The 16,592-nt window shown below is 72.1% G+C and carries 16 protein-coding genes; 13 read left to right on the forward strand and 3 right to left on the reverse strand.

The features are described from left to right. The 4 genes from ABZS40_RS34785 to ABZS40_RS34800 all read left to right on the forward strand — a co-directional run. Positions 1 to 1,035, forward strand: a 1,035-nt coding sequence (locus ABZS40_RS34785; protein WP_354948729.1) for a sugar ABC transporter permease, incomplete at its 5' end; no start/stop codon positions are given. Beyond that, complete coding sequence (locus ABZS40_RS34790; protein WP_354948731.1) at positions 1,028 to 1,867, forward strand: carbohydrate ABC transporter permease; 840 nt, start codon at positions 1,028 to 1,030, stop codon at positions 1,865 to 1,867. The genes ABZS40_RS34785 and ABZS40_RS34790, both read left to right, overlap by 8 nt. Positions 1,868 to 1,896: 29 nt before the next feature. Next, a complete protein-coding gene (locus ABZS40_RS34795) occupies positions 1,897 to 3,273 on the forward strand; it encodes a GH1 family beta-glucosidase (protein ID WP_354948733.1) in 1,377 nt (458 codons plus the stop codon). A gap of 111 nt (positions 3,274 to 3,384) precedes the next feature. Beyond that, entirely contained in the window at positions 3,385 to 4,053 is a 669-nt protein-coding gene (locus ABZS40_RS34800; protein ID WP_354948735.1) for a TMEM175 family protein, read from the forward strand. Here ABZS40_RS34800 and ABZS40_RS34805 read toward each other — a convergent pair. Next, positions 4,013 to 4,621, reverse strand: coding sequence for a nucleotidyltransferase family protein (locus ABZS40_RS34805; RefSeq protein WP_354948737.1), 609 nt, complete (start codon positions 4,619 to 4,621; stop codon positions 4,013 to 4,015). The genes ABZS40_RS34800 and ABZS40_RS34805 overlap by 41 nt on opposite strands. A gap of 126 nt (positions 4,622 to 4,747) precedes the next feature. On the opposite strand from ABZS40_RS34805, the gene ABZS40_RS34810 reads away from it, so the two are divergent. From ABZS40_RS34810 to ABZS40_RS34835, 6 genes are read left to right on the forward strand one after another with little or no spacing between them, the layout of a single operon-like run. Then, a complete protein-coding gene (locus ABZS40_RS34810) occupies positions 4,748 to 5,245 on the forward strand; it encodes a 2Fe-2S iron-sulfur cluster-binding protein (RefSeq protein ID WP_354948757.1) in 498 nt (165 codons plus the stop codon). Continuing rightward, entirely contained in the window at positions 5,242 to 6,225 is a 984-nt protein-coding gene (locus tag ABZS40_RS34815) for a xanthine dehydrogenase family protein subunit M (protein ID WP_354948739.1), read from the forward strand. The genes ABZS40_RS34810 and ABZS40_RS34815 overlap by 4 nt, the downstream gene beginning before the upstream one ends. Further along, positions 6,222 to 8,312, forward strand: coding sequence for a xanthine dehydrogenase family protein molybdopterin-binding subunit (locus ABZS40_RS34820; protein WP_354948741.1), 2,091 nt, complete (start codon positions 6,222 to 6,224; stop codon positions 8,310 to 8,312). Before ABZS40_RS34815 ends, ABZS40_RS34820 begins: the two co-directional genes overlap by 4 nt. Before the next feature lie 28 nt (positions 8,313 to 8,340). Continuing rightward, the gene (locus ABZS40_RS34825) at positions 8,341 to 8,706 is read left to right on the forward strand and encodes a metalloregulator ArsR/SmtB family transcription factor (protein ID WP_354948743.1); all 366 of its coding nucleotides are present in this window, start codon (positions 8,341 to 8,343) and stop codon (positions 8,704 to 8,706) included. Then, positions 8,706 to 9,347, forward strand: a complete 642-nt coding sequence (locus tag ABZS40_RS34830; RefSeq protein ID WP_354948745.1) for an SRPBCC family protein — start codon at positions 8,706 to 8,708, stop codon at positions 9,345 to 9,347. Before ABZS40_RS34825 ends, ABZS40_RS34830 begins: the two co-directional genes overlap by 1 nt. 57 nt (positions 9,348 to 9,404) lie before the next feature. After that, complete coding sequence (locus tag ABZS40_RS34835; RefSeq protein ID WP_354948747.1) at positions 9,405 to 9,926, forward strand: NUDIX domain-containing protein; 522 nt, start codon at positions 9,405 to 9,407, stop codon at positions 9,924 to 9,926. Here the strand turns inward: ABZS40_RS34835 and ABZS40_RS34840 are convergent. Further along, positions 9,898 to 11,337, reverse strand: coding sequence for an ATP-binding protein (locus ABZS40_RS34840; RefSeq protein ID WP_354948749.1), 1,440 nt, complete (start codon positions 11,335 to 11,337; stop codon positions 9,898 to 9,900). The two genes, ABZS40_RS34835 and ABZS40_RS34840, sit on opposite strands and share 29 nt — an antisense overlap. After that, positions 11,334 to 12,992 carry an FAD-dependent oxidoreductase gene (locus ABZS40_RS34845; protein ID WP_354948751.1) on the reverse strand — a complete coding sequence of 553 codons (1,659 nt, stop codon included), beginning with the start codon at positions 12,990 to 12,992 and terminating at the stop codon, positions 11,334 to 11,336. The genes ABZS40_RS34840 and ABZS40_RS34845 overlap by 4 nt, the downstream gene beginning before the upstream one ends. Positions 12,993 to 13,144: 152 nt before the next feature. Here ABZS40_RS34845 and ABZS40_RS34850 point away from each other — a divergent pair, with 152 nt between their 5' ends. From ABZS40_RS34850 to ABZS40_RS34860, 3 genes are all read left to right on the forward strand, one after another. Beyond that, positions 13,145 to 15,382, forward strand: coding sequence for a hypothetical protein (locus ABZS40_RS34850; protein WP_354948753.1), 2,238 nt, complete (start codon positions 13,145 to 13,147; stop codon positions 15,380 to 15,382). A gap of 43 nt (positions 15,383 to 15,425) precedes the next feature. Further along, positions 15,426 to 15,917: an SsrA-binding protein SmpB gene (gene smpB / locus ABZS40_RS34855; RefSeq protein WP_354948755.1), complete on the forward strand. Its 492-nt coding sequence runs from the start codon at positions 15,426 to 15,428 to the stop codon at positions 15,915 to 15,917. A gap of 173 nt (positions 15,918 to 16,090) precedes the next feature. Beyond that, entirely contained in the window at positions 16,091 to 16,483 is a 393-nt protein-coding gene (locus ABZS40_RS34860) for an SCO5389 family protein (RefSeq protein WP_112590077.1), read from the forward strand. Positions 16,484 to 16,592: the final 109 nt, after the last annotated feature.

Genomic DNA, 16,592 nt, shown 5'->3' on the forward strand with positions numbered 1-16,592 from the left:
GCGCTGAGCCCGGCCACGGCCACCACCTCCGAGAGGACCCCGATGGCAACCAGCACCACCGCGCCGGACGCCGACCGGCGCGAACCCCGGGCCGGGTCGCCGGCCCGGGGGCCGGCCCGCCGGCCCCGCGGCCCCCGCCGCTCGCTCCTGCCGTACCTGCTGCTCGCACCGGCCGTCGTGCTGGAACTCGCCATCCACGTGATCCCGATGGTCGTCGGGGTCTGGATGAGCCTGCTGGAGCTGACCCAGTTCCACATCCGTGACTGGTCCACCGCGCCCTTCATCGGGCTGGAGAACTACCGGGCGACGCTCGACCTGAACAGCGCCGCCGGCAAGGAACTGCTGCACTCGTTCTGGGTCACCCTGGCCTACAGCCTGCTCTCGGTCGGGTTCGCCTGGCTGCTCGGCATCTCGGCGGCGGTCGTCCTGCAACGGCCGTTTCGTGGACGCGCGATCCTGCGGGCGCTGTTCCTCACCCCGTACGCGCTGCCGGTCTACGCCGCCGTGATCACCTGGAGCTTCCTGCTGCAACGCGACACCGGCCTGGTCAACCACGTGCTCGTGGACCAGCTCGGGCTGATGAACGAACGGCCGTTCTGGTTGATCGGCGACAACAGCTTCTGGTCGCTGCTGGTGGTGTCGGTCTGGCGCAACTGGCCGTTCGCGTTCCTGTGCCTGATGGCCGGGTTGCAGAACGTGCCCGGCGAGCTGTACGAGGCCGCCGCGATCGACGGCGCCGGGTTCTGGCGCCGGCTGCGCTCGGTCACCCTGCCGATGTTGCGGCCGGTCAACCTGGTGCTGCTGCTGGTGCTGTTCCTGTGGACGTTCAACGACTTCAACACCCCGTTCGTGCTGTTCGGCGGCTCCGCGCCGGAGCAGGCCGACCTCATCTCCATCCACATCTACCGCAGCTCCTTCAAGACCTGGGACTTCGGCTCCGGGTCGGCGATGTCGGTGGCGCTGCTGCTGTTCCTGCTGGTCGTCTCGGCCGCGTACCTGCTGATCACCAACCGTCGGAGGGACGACCATGCGTGAGACCGCCGGTGAGCGCTGGGGCCGGCGCATCGTGCTGACCCTGCTCACCCTCTTCGTCGTCATCCCGCTCTACGTGATGGTCACCTCGGCGGCGAAGCCGTTGCAGGACGTGCAGAACGGCTTCACCTGGTGGCCCAGCCGGCCCACCCTGCAACCGTTCATCGACATGTGGAGCACCGTGCCGCTGGCCCGGTACCTGGTGAACAGCCTGGTGGTGTCGAGCGTCGCGGCGGTCTGCTCGGTGGCGGTGGCCATCTTCGCCGCGTTCGCGGTGAGCCGGTACCGGTTCCGTGGTCGGGGTGTCTTCTCGGTGACGGTGCTGTCCACGCAGATGTTCCCCGGCATCCTGTTCCTGCTGCCGCTGTTCCTCATCTACGTCAACCTGGGCAACGCCACCGGCATCGAGCTGTACGCCAGCCGTACCGGCCTGATCATCACGTACCTGACCTTCTCGCTGCCGTTCTCGATCTGGATGCTGGTCGGCTACTTCGACTCGATCCCCCGCGGTCTGGACGAGGCGGCGCAGGTCGACGGCGCCGGTCCGCTGCGCACCCTGTTCCAGGTCATCCTGCCGGCCGCCGTGCCCGGCGTCGTCGCGGTCACCGTGTACGCGTTCATGACCGCGTGGGGTGAGGTGCTCTTCGCCTCGGTGATGACCGACGAGGGCAGCCGCACCCTGGCCGTCGGCCTCCAGGGCTACTCCACCCAGTTCAACGTCTACTGGAACCAGATCATGGCCGCCTCGCTGGTGGTCAGCATCCCGGTCGTCGTCGGGTTCCTGGCCCTGCAGCGCTACTTCGTCGCCGGCCTCACCGCCGGCGCTGTCAAGTGAGTCATCCAACCCCAGAGGAGAACCGTCCCGTGCCCGACCTGTCCAAGCTGCCACCCGACTTCCTCTGGGGTGTCGCCACGGCGGCGTACCAGATCGAGGGGGCCGTCGACGTCGACGGCCGGGCGCCGTCCATCTGGGACACCTTCTCGGCGACCCCCGGCAACGTCGACAACGGCGACACCGGCGCGGTGGCGTGCGACCACTACCACCGGTGGCCGGAGGACCTGGAGCTGGCACGCCGACTCGGCGTGGACGCGTACCGTTTCTCGGTGGCCTGGCCCCGGGTGATGCCCGACGGTGTCGGGCGGGTCAACGCCGTCGGGCTGGACTTCTACGACCGGCTCGTCGACACGTTGCTCACCGACGGGATCCGGCCGTTCGTGACGCTCTACCACTGGGATCTGCCGCAGGTTCTCCAGGACCGGGGCGGTTGGCCGGAGCGCGCCACCGCCGAGGCGTTCGCCGACTACGCGGCGGTGGTGGCCGGCCGCCTCGGTGACCGGGTGGCCGACTGGTGCACTGTCAACGAGCCGCTCTGCGTGTGCTGGATCGGGCACCTGGAGGGCAACATGGCCCCCGGTGAGCGCGACCTGACCCGGGCGGTGCACGCCTCGCACCACGTGCTGCTCGGGCACGGCCTGGCCACCCAGGCGATCCGCGCCAACGCCGCCCGGCCGGCCTCGGTGGGCCTGGTGCTCAACCTCAGCCCGATCGAGGCGGCGACCGACCGGCCCGAGGACGTCGCGGCGGCCCGCCGGGCCGACGGGCACGTCAACCGGTGGTGGCTCGACCCGATCCACGGGCGCGGCTACCCCGCCGACATGATCGCCACGTACGAGGTCGAACCGCCGGTACGCGGCGACGACCTGGCGGTGATCGCCACACCGACGGACTTCCTCGGGGTGAACTACTACTTCCGTCAGCTGGTGGTCGACGACCCGACCGGCGCGGCCCCGTACGCCCGGCAGGTGCCGGTACCCGGCTCGGTGGAGACCGCGATGGGCTGGGAGATGTACCCGGCGGGCCTGGAGCGGCTGCTCGTCGACGTGCACGAGGAGTACCGGCCGGGCCGGATCATCGTCACCGAGAGTGGCTCGGCGTGGCCGGACGAGGTCACCCCGGACGGCACGGTGGAGGACAAGGAACGCACCGACCACCTGGAGCAGCACCTGGCGGCGTGCGCGTCGGCGGTGGCCCGAGGGGTTCCCCTGGACGGCTACTTCGTCTGGTCGTTGCTGGACAACTTCGAGTGGGCGTACGGCTACGACAAGCGCTTCGGTCTGGTGCACGTCGACTACACCACCCAGCGCCGGACGGTGAAGGCCAGCGGTCTGCGCTACGCCGAGTTGATCCGCGCCCACCAGCGGCTCGCCCGCACCACCGGCACCGCGACGCCGGTGGCCTGAACGGGGGCGGTGCGAGCGGCCGCCCGGGGTGTCGACACCCCGGGCGGCCGTTCCCGTTCCGATCGCACCAAACCGCCACGAACCGCGTTGGCGAGTGGCTAGCCTGCGGCAATGTCCGCAGCACCCGACGAGGTCGAACAGCCCGATCCCCGGGGGCGACTGTCCGCGACCGACCGGATGACCGCCTTCAGCGACGGTGTCTTCGCCATCGTCATCACGCTGCTGGTCATCGAGTTGCGGGTGCCCGAATACCACGAGGGCGGCCTGCTCAGCGGCCTGCTCGGCGAGGGCGCCTCCTACCTGGCCTTCGTGGTGTCCTTCGTCTACATCGGGGTGCTCTGGCTCAACCACCACGCGCTGCTGCGGCTGATCCGCGGCACCACGCTCACGCTGAGCTGGATCAACCTCGGCGTGCTCTTCGGCGCGGTGATCATCCCCTTCCCCACCGCGGTGCTGGCGTCCGCGTTCACCCACGGGGACACCGACGACCAGCGCGCGGCCGTCGCCCTGTACGCGCTGGCCGCGGCCCTGATGTCGGCACCCTGGCTGGTGTTCTTCGGCTACCTGCACCGCCACCCGGCGCTGCTGGAACGCCGGGTCAGCCCCGAGTACGTGCGAGTGCAGCGGCTGCGACCGGTCACCGGCCTGATCCTGTACGGGCTCAGCGGGTTGCTCGGCTGGTTCGTCAGCCCGCTGCTGGGCCTGATCGGCGTCATCGTCATGATCACCTATCACGCTGTCACCAGCGAGGGACTGCCCCGCTGGCTGACCCGTCGCTGACCGGGCGGAGTCGGAGCAGGTCGGCCGGGGTGTCCACGTCGGCCGGGGAGCCGACGTCGTCACAGGGCACCTCGACCACCAGGTCCGGCCGGTCGCGCAGCAGGTCGCGGGCGCCCCGGTCGCCGACGGCGTACCCGTCCAGCAGCCGCCAGGTTCGTCGAGTCAGCAGGATCGGGTGCCCGGGTCGGCCGGCGTAGGTGGCGACCGCGACGACAGCGCCGTCGGCGTACGCCGCGCGCACCCGGCGCACCGCTACCGGGCTGAGCAGCGGCTGGTCGACGAGGACCACGACGGCGGCCGGCACGTCGGCCGGCAGCGAGGCCAGGCCCCGCAGCAGCGACGAGCCCAGCCCGTCGGACCAGCGGTCGTGCCGGACCGGCACCGCGCCGGGCAGGTCGGGCATCTCATCGGCGCCCGCGCCGAGCACCACGTGCACGGGTGCGCAGCCGCCGTCGGCGAGCAGCCGGATCGCGCGCCGCACCAGCGGCTCGCCGTCCACCTCGACCAGCGCCTTCGGCCGGCCGTAGCGCCGTCCGGCGCCGGCGGCGAGCAGCAGTCCGGCGGTCACCGTCGTCACCTCCCGTACGAAGGGCTTCGCGTTATTCGCCCTGAGATATACCGACAAAGCTAGTCTGGGCCGGTGCAGGGCGGAGGAGAGAACACGACGACGATCGACGAGCGCCACTCGTCCCGGGTGACGGTCGAGGTCAACGGCGCGTCCCGCGAGGTGACCCTGGACAACCGCACCACCCTGCTCGACGCGCTGCGCGAGCACCTCGACCTGACCGGGGCGAAGAAGGGCTGCGACCACGGCCAGTGCGGCTCCTGCACGGTGCTGCTCGACGGCCGGCGGGTGAAGAGCTGCCTGGTCTTCGCGGTCACCGTGGACGGCCGGTCGGTGGTGACCGTCGAGGGGCTGGCCGGGCCGGACGAGCTGTCCCCGTTGCAGGCCGCCTTCATCGCGCACGACGCGTTCCAGTGCGGCTACTGCACCCCCGGGCAGCTCTGCTCCGCCCGCGGCATGCTCGACGAGGTCTCAAGGGGCTGGCCCAGCGCGGTCACCGGCGACCTGAACACGCCCGTCGAGCTGACCGACGCGGAGATCCGCGAGCGGATGGCCGGCAACCTGTGCCGCTGCGCCGCGTACCCGCACATCGTCGCGGCCGTGCGCGAGACGGCGGCGAACTCGTGAGGGCGTTCCGCTACCACCGGCCCGCCGACGTGGCCGAGGCGGTCGCCGTGCTGGCTGCCGAACCGCAGGCCGCCTACCTGGGCGGCGGAACCAACCTGGTGGACCTCATGAAGCTCGGGGTGCAGCGTCCCGACGTGCTGGTGGACGTGACCCGGCTGCCGCTCGACAGCGTCGAGGAGCTGCCCGACGGTGGGCTGCGGATCGGCGCGACAGTCCGCAACAGCGACCTCGCGGCCCACCCGGCGGTACGCCGCGACTACCCGGTGCTGGCCCGCGCCCTGCTCGCCGCAGCCTCCGGACAGCTGCGCAACATGGCCACCACCGGCGGCAACCTGTTGCAGCGCACCCGCTGCGTCTACTTCCAGGACACGAGCAGGGCGTGCAACAAACGGGAGCCGGGCAGCGGTTGCGCCGCCCTGCACGGGCAGAACCGCGACCTGGCGGTGCTGGACTGGTCCGAGCAGTGCGTGGCCACCCACCCGTCCGATCTGGCGGTCGCGCTGGCCGCCCTCGACACCGTGGTGGAGGTGCACGAGGCCCACGGCCCCCGCGAGATCCCGATCGCCGACTTCTACCGCTCCCCCGGCATCCACCCGGAACGGGAGACCACAGTGACCCGGGGCGCGCTGATCACCGCCGTCCGGCTACCGCCACTACCGGCCGCGCGCCGCTCGACGTACCTCAAGGTGCGTGACCGTGCCTCGTTCGCCTTCGCCGCCGGCTCGGTGGCCGCGATGCTGGACCTCGACGGGGACGTGGTCCGCGACGTGCGGCTGGCGTACGGGGCGGTGGCGCACCGGCCGTGGCGGGCGTACCGGGCCGAGGACGAGCTGCGCGGTCGCCCGTTCAGCCCGGAGCTGGCGGCACGGGCCGCCGACGCGGAGCTGGCCGAGGCGCGCCCGCTACGGCACAACGGCTTCAAGCTGCCACTGACCCGGGCCATCACCGTGCGGGCGCTCACCGAACTGGCGTCGTCGTGAGCACCGGGGCGGTCGGACGGGCGTACCCCCGGCTGGAGGGCCCGGCGAAGGTCACCGGCACGGCCCGGTACGCGGTGGAGTACCCGGTGGACGAGGTCACCTACGGCTGGGCGGTGCCGTCGGCGGTGGTGCGGGGCCGGATCACCCGGATCGACACGACGGAGGCGCTGGCCTCGGCCGGCGTGCTGGCCGTGGTGCACCACGGCAACGCGCCCCGGATGGCGCCCGGCCCGCAGCCGGAGCTGCGGCTGTTGCAGGAGCCGACGGTGCACCACCGGGGGCAGTACGTCGCGGTGGTGGTGGCCACCAGCCTGGAAGCGGCCCGCGAGGGCGCCCGACTGGTCCGGATCGACTACGACACCGGCCCGCACAGCACGGTGCTCACCGACGACCATCCCGGCCTGTACAAGCCGGACCAGGTCAACCCCAGCTATCCGACGGACACCGCCGAGGGCGACTTCGACGCCGGGTACGCGGCCGCCCCGGTACGGGTGGACCTCACCTACCGGACACCGGCGTACCACAACAACCCGATGGAACCGCACGCCACGACAGCGCAGTGGCACGACGGACGGCTCCTGGTGCACGACTCCACCCAGGGCGCGACGCCGGTGCGCGCCACCCTCGCCGAGCTGTTCGAGCTGCCGCCGGAGTCGATCCGGGTCGTCGCCGAGCACGTCGGCGGCGGCTTCGGCAGCAAGGGGTACGCCAAGGCGTCGGTGGTGCTGGCCGCCCTCGCCGCCCGGCACGTGGACCGTCCGGTCAAGCTGGCGCTGACCCGCCAGCAACTGTTCGGGCCGCTCGGCTACCGCACCCCCACCATCCAGCGGGTCCGCCTCGCCGCCGACACCGACGGCCGACTCACCGCCATCTGCCACGACGCGATCAGCCAGACCTCGACCATCCGGGAGTTCGCCGAGCAGACCGCCGTCTACACCCGCAGCATGTACGCCGCACCGCACCGCCGCACCACGCACCGGCTGGTCCGCCTCGACGTGCCCACGCCGTTCTGGATGCGCGCCCCGGGTGAGTGCCCCGGCGCGTACGCCCTGGAATCCGCGGTGGACGAGCTGGCCATCGCCGTCGGCATGGACCCGGTGGAGCTGCGCATCCGCAACGACACCGATGTCGACCCCGACCAGGGGCGCCCGTTCACCAGCCGCAACCTGGTGGCCTGCCTGCGCGAGGGCGCGCAGCGGTTCGGCTGGGCCGGCCGTGATCCGTCGCCCCGGTCCCGGCGCGACGGGCGCTGGCTGATCGGGACGGGCGTGGCCGGGTCGAGCTACCCGGCCCGGGCCCGGCCGTCCACGGCGACGGCCACCGCCCGGCCCGACGGAAGCTTCCTGGTCCAGATCAACGCCACCGACATCGGCACCGGCGCCCGGACGGCGATCTGGCAGGTGGCCGCCGACGCGCTCGGAGTGCCGCCGGAGCGGGTGGAGATCCGCATCGGGGACAGCGCGCTGCCGACGGCGGCGCTGGCCGGCGGCTCGATGGGGACCGCCAGCTGGAGCTGGGCGGTGATACGCGCCGCCCAGGCGCTGCGCGAGAAGCTACGCGACGGCGGGCCGCCGACCGGCGAGGTCACCGCCGAGGCGGACACCACCGAGGAGGTGGGCGGACAGCCCGCGCTGCCCCGGTACGCGTACGGGGCGCAGTTCGTCGAGGTGCGGGTCGACGCGGACACCGGTGAGGTGCGGCTGAACCGGATGCTCGGGGTCTTCGCGGCGGGGCGGGTGGTGAACCCGACGACGGCGCGCAGTCAGCTCATCGGCGGCATGACGATGGGGCTGTCGATGGCGCTGCACGAGGAGGGCCTGCTCGACGAGCGGTACGGCGACTGGGTCAACCACGACCTGGCCACCTACCACATCACCGGCTGCGCGGACGTGGAGTCCATCGAGGCGTACTGGCTGGACGAGCGGGACGACGAGCTGAACCCGGCCGGGGTGAAGGGCATCGGCGAGATCGGCATCGTCGGCGCCGCAGCGGCGGTCGCCAACGCCGTGCACCACGCGACCGGCGTACGGATCCGGGAACTGCCGATCCGGCTGGACAAGCTCATCGGAATATCAGACCTGGCTTAAATAAGCCGTTGGTGATACAACTGTCGTCGTGCACGCCTTCGACGTGCTGGGCGATCCGGTCCGGCGCCGCATCCTGGAGCTGCTCGCCGACGGCGAGCAGGCCGCCGGTGCGGTCAGCGCGGTCATCCGCGAGGAGTTTGGCATCTCCCAGCCCGCCGTGTCCCAGCACCTCAAGGTGTTGCGCGACAACGGCTTCGCCACCGTGCGGCCGGAGGGCACCCGGCGGCTCTACGCGGTCGACCCACGCCCACTGCGCGAGGTCGACGGCTGGCTGGAGCACTTCCGCCGGTTCTGGGCCCCGCCCCTGGCGGCACTCGCCACCGAGCTGGCCCGGGGCCGACGTGAGCGTCGGCTGCGCGGACCCGCCGATCCACCCGAGGAGAGGAACACCTGATGTTCGACGCCACCGAGCAGATCAACGCCGTCCAGCGGAAGGTCGGCAGCCGCACCCTGCAAGCCGGTGAGGCGCGGGTCACCACGATCAGCCAGACCTACCAGGCGACGGCCGAGGATCTGTGGGACGCCTGCACCAGCGCCGAGCGCATCCCGCGCTGGTTCCTGCCGATCTCCGGCGACCTGCGGCTGGGCGGCACGTACCAGCTCCAGGGCAACGCCCACGGCACCGTCGAGAGCTGCGAGCCGCCGCACCGCTTCGCCGCCACCTGGGAAATGGGCGGCGAGGTGAGCTGGATCGAGGTGCGGGTCACGCCGGTCGGCGACGAGCGGGCCCGCCTCGACCTGGACCACATCGCGCACGTCGACCAGGACCGGTGGGCCCAGTTCGGGCCGGGTGCGGTCGGCGTCGGCTGGGACCTCGGGCTGCTCGGCCTCGCCTCGCACCTGGCCGGCGACGGCAGCGGAATCACCCCGGAACAGGGCGCCGAGTGGACCGCCTCCGCCGAGGGACGACGGGCCATGGAGCTGAGCAGCCAGCTGTGGTGCGAAGCGAGCATCGCCGCCGGCACCGACGCCGACGAGGCGAAGGCCGCCGCCGAACGCACCACCGCCTTCTACACGGGCGACCCGGCAGCCTGAGCGCGAGGCGAGGCGGCGGCGCGGCAGGCTGCGGGGATCGGAGTAACGTGCTGCGGCATGACCGGCACGCCGTACTCGCACTGCTCCTCCTGCGGCGCCGCCTACCCGGCGGCCGCCGGATGGCCGCGAGTCTGCGCGGTCTGCGGCGAGACCGTCTGGCGCAACCCGCTGCCGGTGGCGGTCGCGGTGCTGCCGGTCCGCACGGCCGAGGGCCTGGGTGTGGTGGTGGTCCGCCGGGACATCGAGCCGGCCCGCGGCCTGCTCGCGCTGCCCGGCGGCTTCATCGAGTACGGCGAGGAGTGGTCCGACGCACTCGTGCGTGAGCTGCGGGAGGAGACCGGCCTGATCGCGGCGGCCGAGGACGCCCGCCTGTTCGCGGTGCACGGGGCGCCGGCGGGCGGCACGATGATGGTCTTCGGAGTGCTGCCCGAGCGGGCGGCCGAGGACCTGCCACCGTCGGCGCCGACCGAGGAGGCGACCGAGTGGCTGGTGCTCACCGATCCGGTCGAGCTGGCGTTCTCCACCCACACCCGGGTACTAGCCGACTTCCTCAAGCGGAATCATGCGGGCCCTCGGTGATCGGCAGTAGGACCCGGAAGGTGGTGCGGCCGGGCTCGGTCTCCACCCTGATGTCGCCGTGGTGTTTGTGCACCACGATCCGGTACGAGATGTCCAGCCCCAGGCCGGTGCCCGCGCCGACCGGCTTGGTGGTGAAGAACGGCTCGAAGATGCGCGGGCGCACCTCCGGCGGGATGCCCGGCCCGGTGTCGGTGACCTCCACCGCCAACTGGTCGCCGATCCGTCCGGTGCGGACGGTCAGCACACCCTTCTCCCCCATCGCGCCCAACGCGTTGTCGATCAGGTTGGTCCACACCTGGTTCAGCTCCGCCGCGTACGCCGGGACCGGCGGGAGGTCCCGGTCGTACTCGCGGACCAGCTTGACCTCGGCGGGGGTCTTGCCCTTGAACATCACCAGCGTGGCGTCGAGCAAATCGTGCACGTCCACCACCCGGTGCGGCGCGCGGTCCAGCTGCGAGTACTGCTTGGCGGCGTCCACCAGCCCGGAGATCCGGGTGACCGCGTCGCCGATCTCGCGCATCAGCAGCTCGGTGTCGACGGTGTAGGTGAGCCAGCGCACCGCCGCCTCCAGGTCAGCGGCGCCGACGGCGGCCTTGACCTGCGCCAACCAGGCCGCGTCGAGCCCACCGCCGACCAGGATCGGCGCCAGGTCCCAGGCCCCGCCGACGCCATGGTCCTCCAGCCAGTCGGTCAGGGTGTCCTCGGCGTCGGCGGTGGCCATCGGGGTCAACTTCGGCGCGGTGGCCACCCGGGCGACCGCCTCCTCCTGCAACGCGACGAGGCCGTGCAGGGCCCTGCCGTCGAGCCGGCCGTCGGCGACCATCGCGAGCTTGTGACGCATCCCGGCGACCCGGTCCCGCAGCACCGAGGTGGCCCGCACCGCCGCCGCGGCCGGGTTGTTCAGCTCGTGGGTCAGCCCCGCCGAGAGCGAACCGAGCGCCAGCAGCCGCTCCCGTTCACCGACGATGGCCTGACTGTTCCGCAGGCCGAGGAACAGCCCCTCCAACAGGTGCATGGGCATCGGGAACCAGGTCCGCAGGGCGTACGCGAAGTCCTCCGCCGGCAGCACGAAGAAGTCCGAGTCGACCACCGCCCGCATGCTGTTGCGGTAGATCTGGTCGACCTGGTCACCCAGGTACGCCTGGACGGCACCGCCGTACACCCCGCGCTGGTCGGTCCGGCTGACCTCGATGTCGTCGCCGCGCACCTGACGGCTCAGCGCCACCGCGCCGCGCACCAGGACGAAGAAGCAGGTCCCGGGCTCACCCTCGGCGTACACCAGGGTGCCCCCGGCACGCTGCTCGACCCGGCCCCGCTCGGCCAGCCACTCGAGTTGCCCCTCGTCGAGGGACTCGAACAGGAAAAGGGTGCGCAACTGCGCCGGTGTCAGCCGGTCACTGTCCGTGCTCATTGGGCCTCCAGGTATCGGTGCACCAGCGACACTGCCATCGCGCCCTCGCCGACGGCCGAGGCGACCCGCTTGACCGACTCGGCCCGCACGTCCCCGGCGGCGAACACCCCCGGCACGCTGGTCTCCAGGTGGTACGGGTCGCGCGACAGCGACCAGCCGGCCGGCCGCCGCCCTCCGGCGAGCAGATCCGGACCGGTCACGATGAAACCACGTTGGTCGCGGACCAGAACCCCGTCCAGCCAGTCCGTGCGGGGCTCCGCGCCGATGAAGATGAACAGCCAGGAGGTGTCGACCGAGCGGGCCTCCCCGGTGCGGGTGTCGCAGAGGGTGAGCCGTTCCAGGTGGTCCTCCCCCGCCCCGCCGACCACTGCGGTGTGCGGGTGCACCGTGATCCGGTCGATTCGTTCCAACTGGTCGATCAGGTAACGCGACATCGAGGCGGTCAGGTCCGCACCACGGATGAGCAGGTGCACCCTCGACGCGTACCGGGAGAAGTGGACCGCCGCCTGGCCGGCGGAGTTGGCCCCGCCGACGATGTAGACGTCCTGCTCGACGCAGCTCGGCGCCTCGGTGGCGGCGGCGCCGTAGAACACCCCCCGTCCGGTGAAGTCGGCCAGCCCCGGGGCGTCGAGCACCCGGTACGACACGCCGGTGGCCAGCACCACTGTGTGCGCGGCGATCTCGCTGCCGTCGCCGAAGCGCAGCAGCCGGGCGCCGCCGGCCTCGCTGAGACCGACCACCTCCCGGGCGCTGAGCAGCTCGGCGCCGAACTTGACGGCCTGCCGCCGGGCCCGATCGGTCAACTGTGCGCCGGAGACACCGTCCGGGAAGCCCAGGTAGTTCTCGATGCGGCTGCTCTGCCCGGCCTGACCGCCGGTCGCCCGCCGCTCCACGAGCACTGTGCGCAGCCCCTCCGACGCGCCGTACACCGCCGAGCCGAGACCGGCGGGCCCGCCGCCGATCACCACCAGGTCGTAGAAGTCACACGCCGGCACCACCGTCAACCCGGCCAGCGCGGCCAACTCGGCCTCGCTCGGGGCGACCAACGCCTTACCCTCGGGCGTCACCACCAGGGGTACGTCCGCCTCGGTGGCCCCGGCCGCGTCGAGCAACCGCACGCCCTCCGGATCGTCGGACAGCAGCCACCGGTACGGCACCAGGTTGCGGGCCAGGAAGTCGCGGACCTTGAACGACGGGGCCGACCAGCGGTGCCCGACGACCCGGATCTCCGCGCTGGCCGCGTCCGGGGTGATTGCCCACGCCTCCAGCAGCCCGTCGACCACCGGGTACAGCTTCTCCTCCGGCGGATGCCAGGGCTTGAGCAGGTAGTGGTCCAGGTCGACCACGTTGATGGCCTCGATCGCGGCGTCGGTGTCCGCGTACGCGGTGAGCAGCACCCGGCGAGCGGCCGGGAAGATGTCCATGGCCGCTTCCAGGAACTCGACGCCGGTCATCTCCGGCATCCGGTGGTCGGCCAGCAGCAGCGCCACCTGTTCGCCGCGCAGTTTGACCTCGCGGAGCGCGTCCAGCGCCTCCGGCCCGGAGGACGCCCGCAACACCCGGTAGCGGTCGCCGTAGCGGCGCCGGATGTCCCGGGCCACCGCCCGGGACACCACGGGGTCGTCGTCGACGGTCAGGATCACCGGGTTCGCCATGGCGCCATGAAATCACCTGTCGAGGGTCGACCGCACCATCGCCCGGGGGCCGGCCCACGGTTGACCGCTTCGGGAACGGGTAAGCCGGGGAGCCGCGTGGGTGGCCGGACATCGACGACCCGCCCGGCTGCCGCGCACACCTCGGGGGGCCCATGGCGGACGCGACACCGACCGGACCGACGACGTCGGGCGGGATCGTGGAGCTGCGGGTGCACGGTGTCTCCGGCGCGGGCGCAGACCAGGTGTTGGACCGGCCGTACGTGCACCAGGTCGCCGGCGACCGCAGCGGGGGCTTCTACCGACCGCGCCCCGGCTACCCGGACTCCACCGGGACGGACGGGGTGACGCTGGAGGCCTACCGCTGGAGTGACCTGCCGTCCGGCACGGCCGTGCGGACGCTGTCGCTGGTCTTCCTGCTGCCGTTCATGCTCTGCAACGTGGCGCTCTGGATGCGCCCGGCGAGCACTGCCTCGAAGCGCGCCTTCATGGCGCTGTGCCGGGTGCTAGCTCTCACTCTCACAGTGCTGTACGTGCTCTCCATCGTCGGGGTGGCGCTGGACCTGATCGCCTGGCGCTGCATGGGCACCCCGTCGTGCCTGGCCGGCCGGAGCTGGTTGTCCTGGCTCGGCGGGCGCCCGACCGGGCTGCGCCTGGGTGTGCTGGCGCTCGTGCCGGTCGCCGCCATCGGGCTCGTCTGGTGGTTGGGCGCTCGCCCGGGCCATTCGTTCGACGCGTTCCGGACGCCGTCGACCCCGATGTCGAATCACCAGTTGAGCGCGGTCGGGCAGTGGGACGGCGAGCCGCTGGTGGGTCGGCTGCGCTCGGTCCACGTCGCGGCGGCGTTCGGCACGCTGAGCGGCAGCCTGCTGGCCGCGCGAGCCAGCCAGCACTCCTCATGGGTGATGGCGATCCTGCTGACGGCCACCGGGGCGTTGCTGCTGAGCTGCCTGCTCCTGGTCAGCGTGGTGCCGAGCATCGACCGCACCGACCCGTCGCCCCGGGTGGACGGCGTCTTCCGCGGGCTGCGCACCATCGCCTGCGGTCTGACGATGCTGGTGATCGTGCACGTCGTCATCAGCCCGGCGCCGTGGCCGCAAGGCGGTGCGCTGCCCGGTTACGGCGCGATCGTGGCCTGGTTGTTCGTCAGCCAGACCGTGCTGGTGGCCGTGCTCGCCGCGCTGGTGATCTGGCGGCGGGGCGGCGGGCAGAGCAGGTCACCCCTACGCGCGTTGGGAGCGCCGGTCTTCATGACGATCTCGGCCGGGCTCGCCGTGGCGTTCTCGGCCGAGTTGGTCTACCGGGTGGCGGACCTGCTCGATCGCGAGGGGACGACAGCGGACGGCCTGGAGACCAGCCCTCCTCTCGCGTACAAGTGGGCGATCTTCGGGTTTTTCCTGGCCGTGGTGACCGCGCTGCTGGTGGCCGGCCTGGTCACCAGGCTGACCCGGCGCGGGCGGCGGCGGGCCGCGCGGGCGATCGTGGCCGCCGACTTCCCGGACGCGCCGCCTCGGGCGGCGGCCCGGCTGCGGCGGGTCGAGCAGGCGGTGGCCCGGGCCCGCTTCACCGAACGGTTGGAGCCGCTCTCCGTGGTGTACGCCGGCCTGGCGGCGCTCGGACTGGCCACCAGCGTGCTCGGCCTGCTCCAGCTCCTACCCGGCGACGTGGCGCAGCGCTACCTCGGAGTTCCGGAAGACATGGTCAACTTCCTGATCGGGTCGGGTAGCTACCTGATCGCCGCGATCCTGCTCGGTCTGGTGGTGGGCGGCATCTTCGCGTACCGGACGGCGCAGTTCCGTCGGTACGTGGGGGTGCTCTGGGATCTGGGCACCTTCTGGCCCAGGGCGGCGCACCCGTTCGCGCCGCCCTGCTACGCCGAGCGGGCCGTGCCGGAGTTGGCCAAGCGGATCACCTACCTGGTGGAACAGGGGCAGGGTGTGCTGCTGGCCGGACACAGCCACGGCTCGGTGCTGCTCGCCGCGACGGTTCTGCAGCTGCCCACCCGGATCACCGAGCGGGTCGCCCTGCTGACCTACGGGTCACCGCTGGGCCGGCTGTACTCGCGGCTGTTCCCGGCGTACGCCGACGAGCCGGCGCTGCGGGAGATCGGCGAAAGGATCGGCTGGCGCTGGATCAACCTGTGGCGCGACACCGACCCGATCGGCGGCTGGATCTTCGCCTCCCACCGTCCCGGGGAGGCCGAGACGCTGACCGGTCCGCCGGGGACCGTGGACCGGCGGTTGACCGACCCGCAGGACGTGGTGCCGGCGCCCAGCGACAGCGTTCCGCCACCGATCCTCGGACACTGGCCGTGTGAGTCGCAGGAGGCGTTCGGGGACGCGGTACGGGACCTGACCGCACGACTGCGCCCCGCGCACCCGGTACGCGACTGAGCCGGTCGCTACGACTGCTCCGGCGGCCGGATATCGTCGCCTGGTGACCCCGTCCAAGCCACAGGCCCGCCGGTTGATCGCCTCGAACAAGAAGGCCCGGCACGAGTACACGGTGCTGCGCACGTACGAGGCGGGCATCGTGCTGGTCGGCACCGAGGTGAAGTCACTCCGCGAGGGGCGGGCCTCGCTGGTGGACGCGTTCGCGCACGAGCGCGACGGCGAGATCGTGCTGTACGGCCTGCACATCGCCGAGTACGCCTACGGCACGTGGACCAACCACGCCCCGCGCCGCAACCGCAAGCTGCTGCTGCACCGCGCCGAGATCGACCGGATCCTGGACAAGGTCCGCGAGGGCGGGGTGACCCTCGTTCCGCTGTCGATGTACTTCGAGAACGGCTTCGCCAAGGTCGAACTGGCCCTCGCCAAGGGCAAGCGCTCCTACGACAAGCGGCAGACGCTGGCCGAGCGCGACGCCAACCGGGAGATCGCCCGCGAGTTGGGCCGGCACCTCAAGGGCCACCCCCGCCGGCCCTGACGCTCGTTCGTCCGCGCTCTCAGCAGGGGCTCTTCGCGGGCTCTCTTCGCGCGTTCGTGTGTGGGTCGCGGCGTGGCGCGCCGGGACATCGTTGACGTCGTCCAAGGGACGTGGTCTGCTCGATCGACGCCGTTGTTGAAAACGGTAATCATTTGCTTAAGCGGAGGAGAACCATGTCACTCACCGTCCCGCCCGCCCTGCTCGACGCCGCCGAACGCGGCCCCATCGACGACGAGGCGTTCATCGCCTGCGTCCGTGACTCGCTGCCGTACGCCTGGGCCACCGTCAGCCGGGTGGTCGCCGAACTGGAGGCCGGCGACGCCGACCTGGCCGACAACGTCGTCCCACCGCCCACCGACGCCGACCGGGGTCAACTGCTCCGCGCGCTGGCGAGCGACGCGATCCGCGCCGGCCTGGAGCGGCACTTCGGCGTACGCCTGGCCTTCCAGAACTGCCACCGCGTCGCCGCATTCCGCCCATCGGCCGTGGACAGCGAGCGCTACCGCCGCTTCGTGTCGACCCGTGGCCAACTGCTCAACCAGTCCCCCGAACTCCGCAACTGCTGACCGTCGCGGCGGGGGGGGGGGGGGGGGGGCCCCCCCCCCCCCCCCCCCCCCCCCCCCCCCCCCCCCCCCGGTCAACAAAATTTTTTTTGGAAAAAAACACCACCCCCCA

This window comes from Micromonospora sp. NPDC005324, from assembly GCF_040607155.1.
GTDB lineage: Bacteria > Actinomycetota > Actinomycetes > Mycobacteriales > Micromonosporaceae > Micromonospora > Micromonospora trifolii.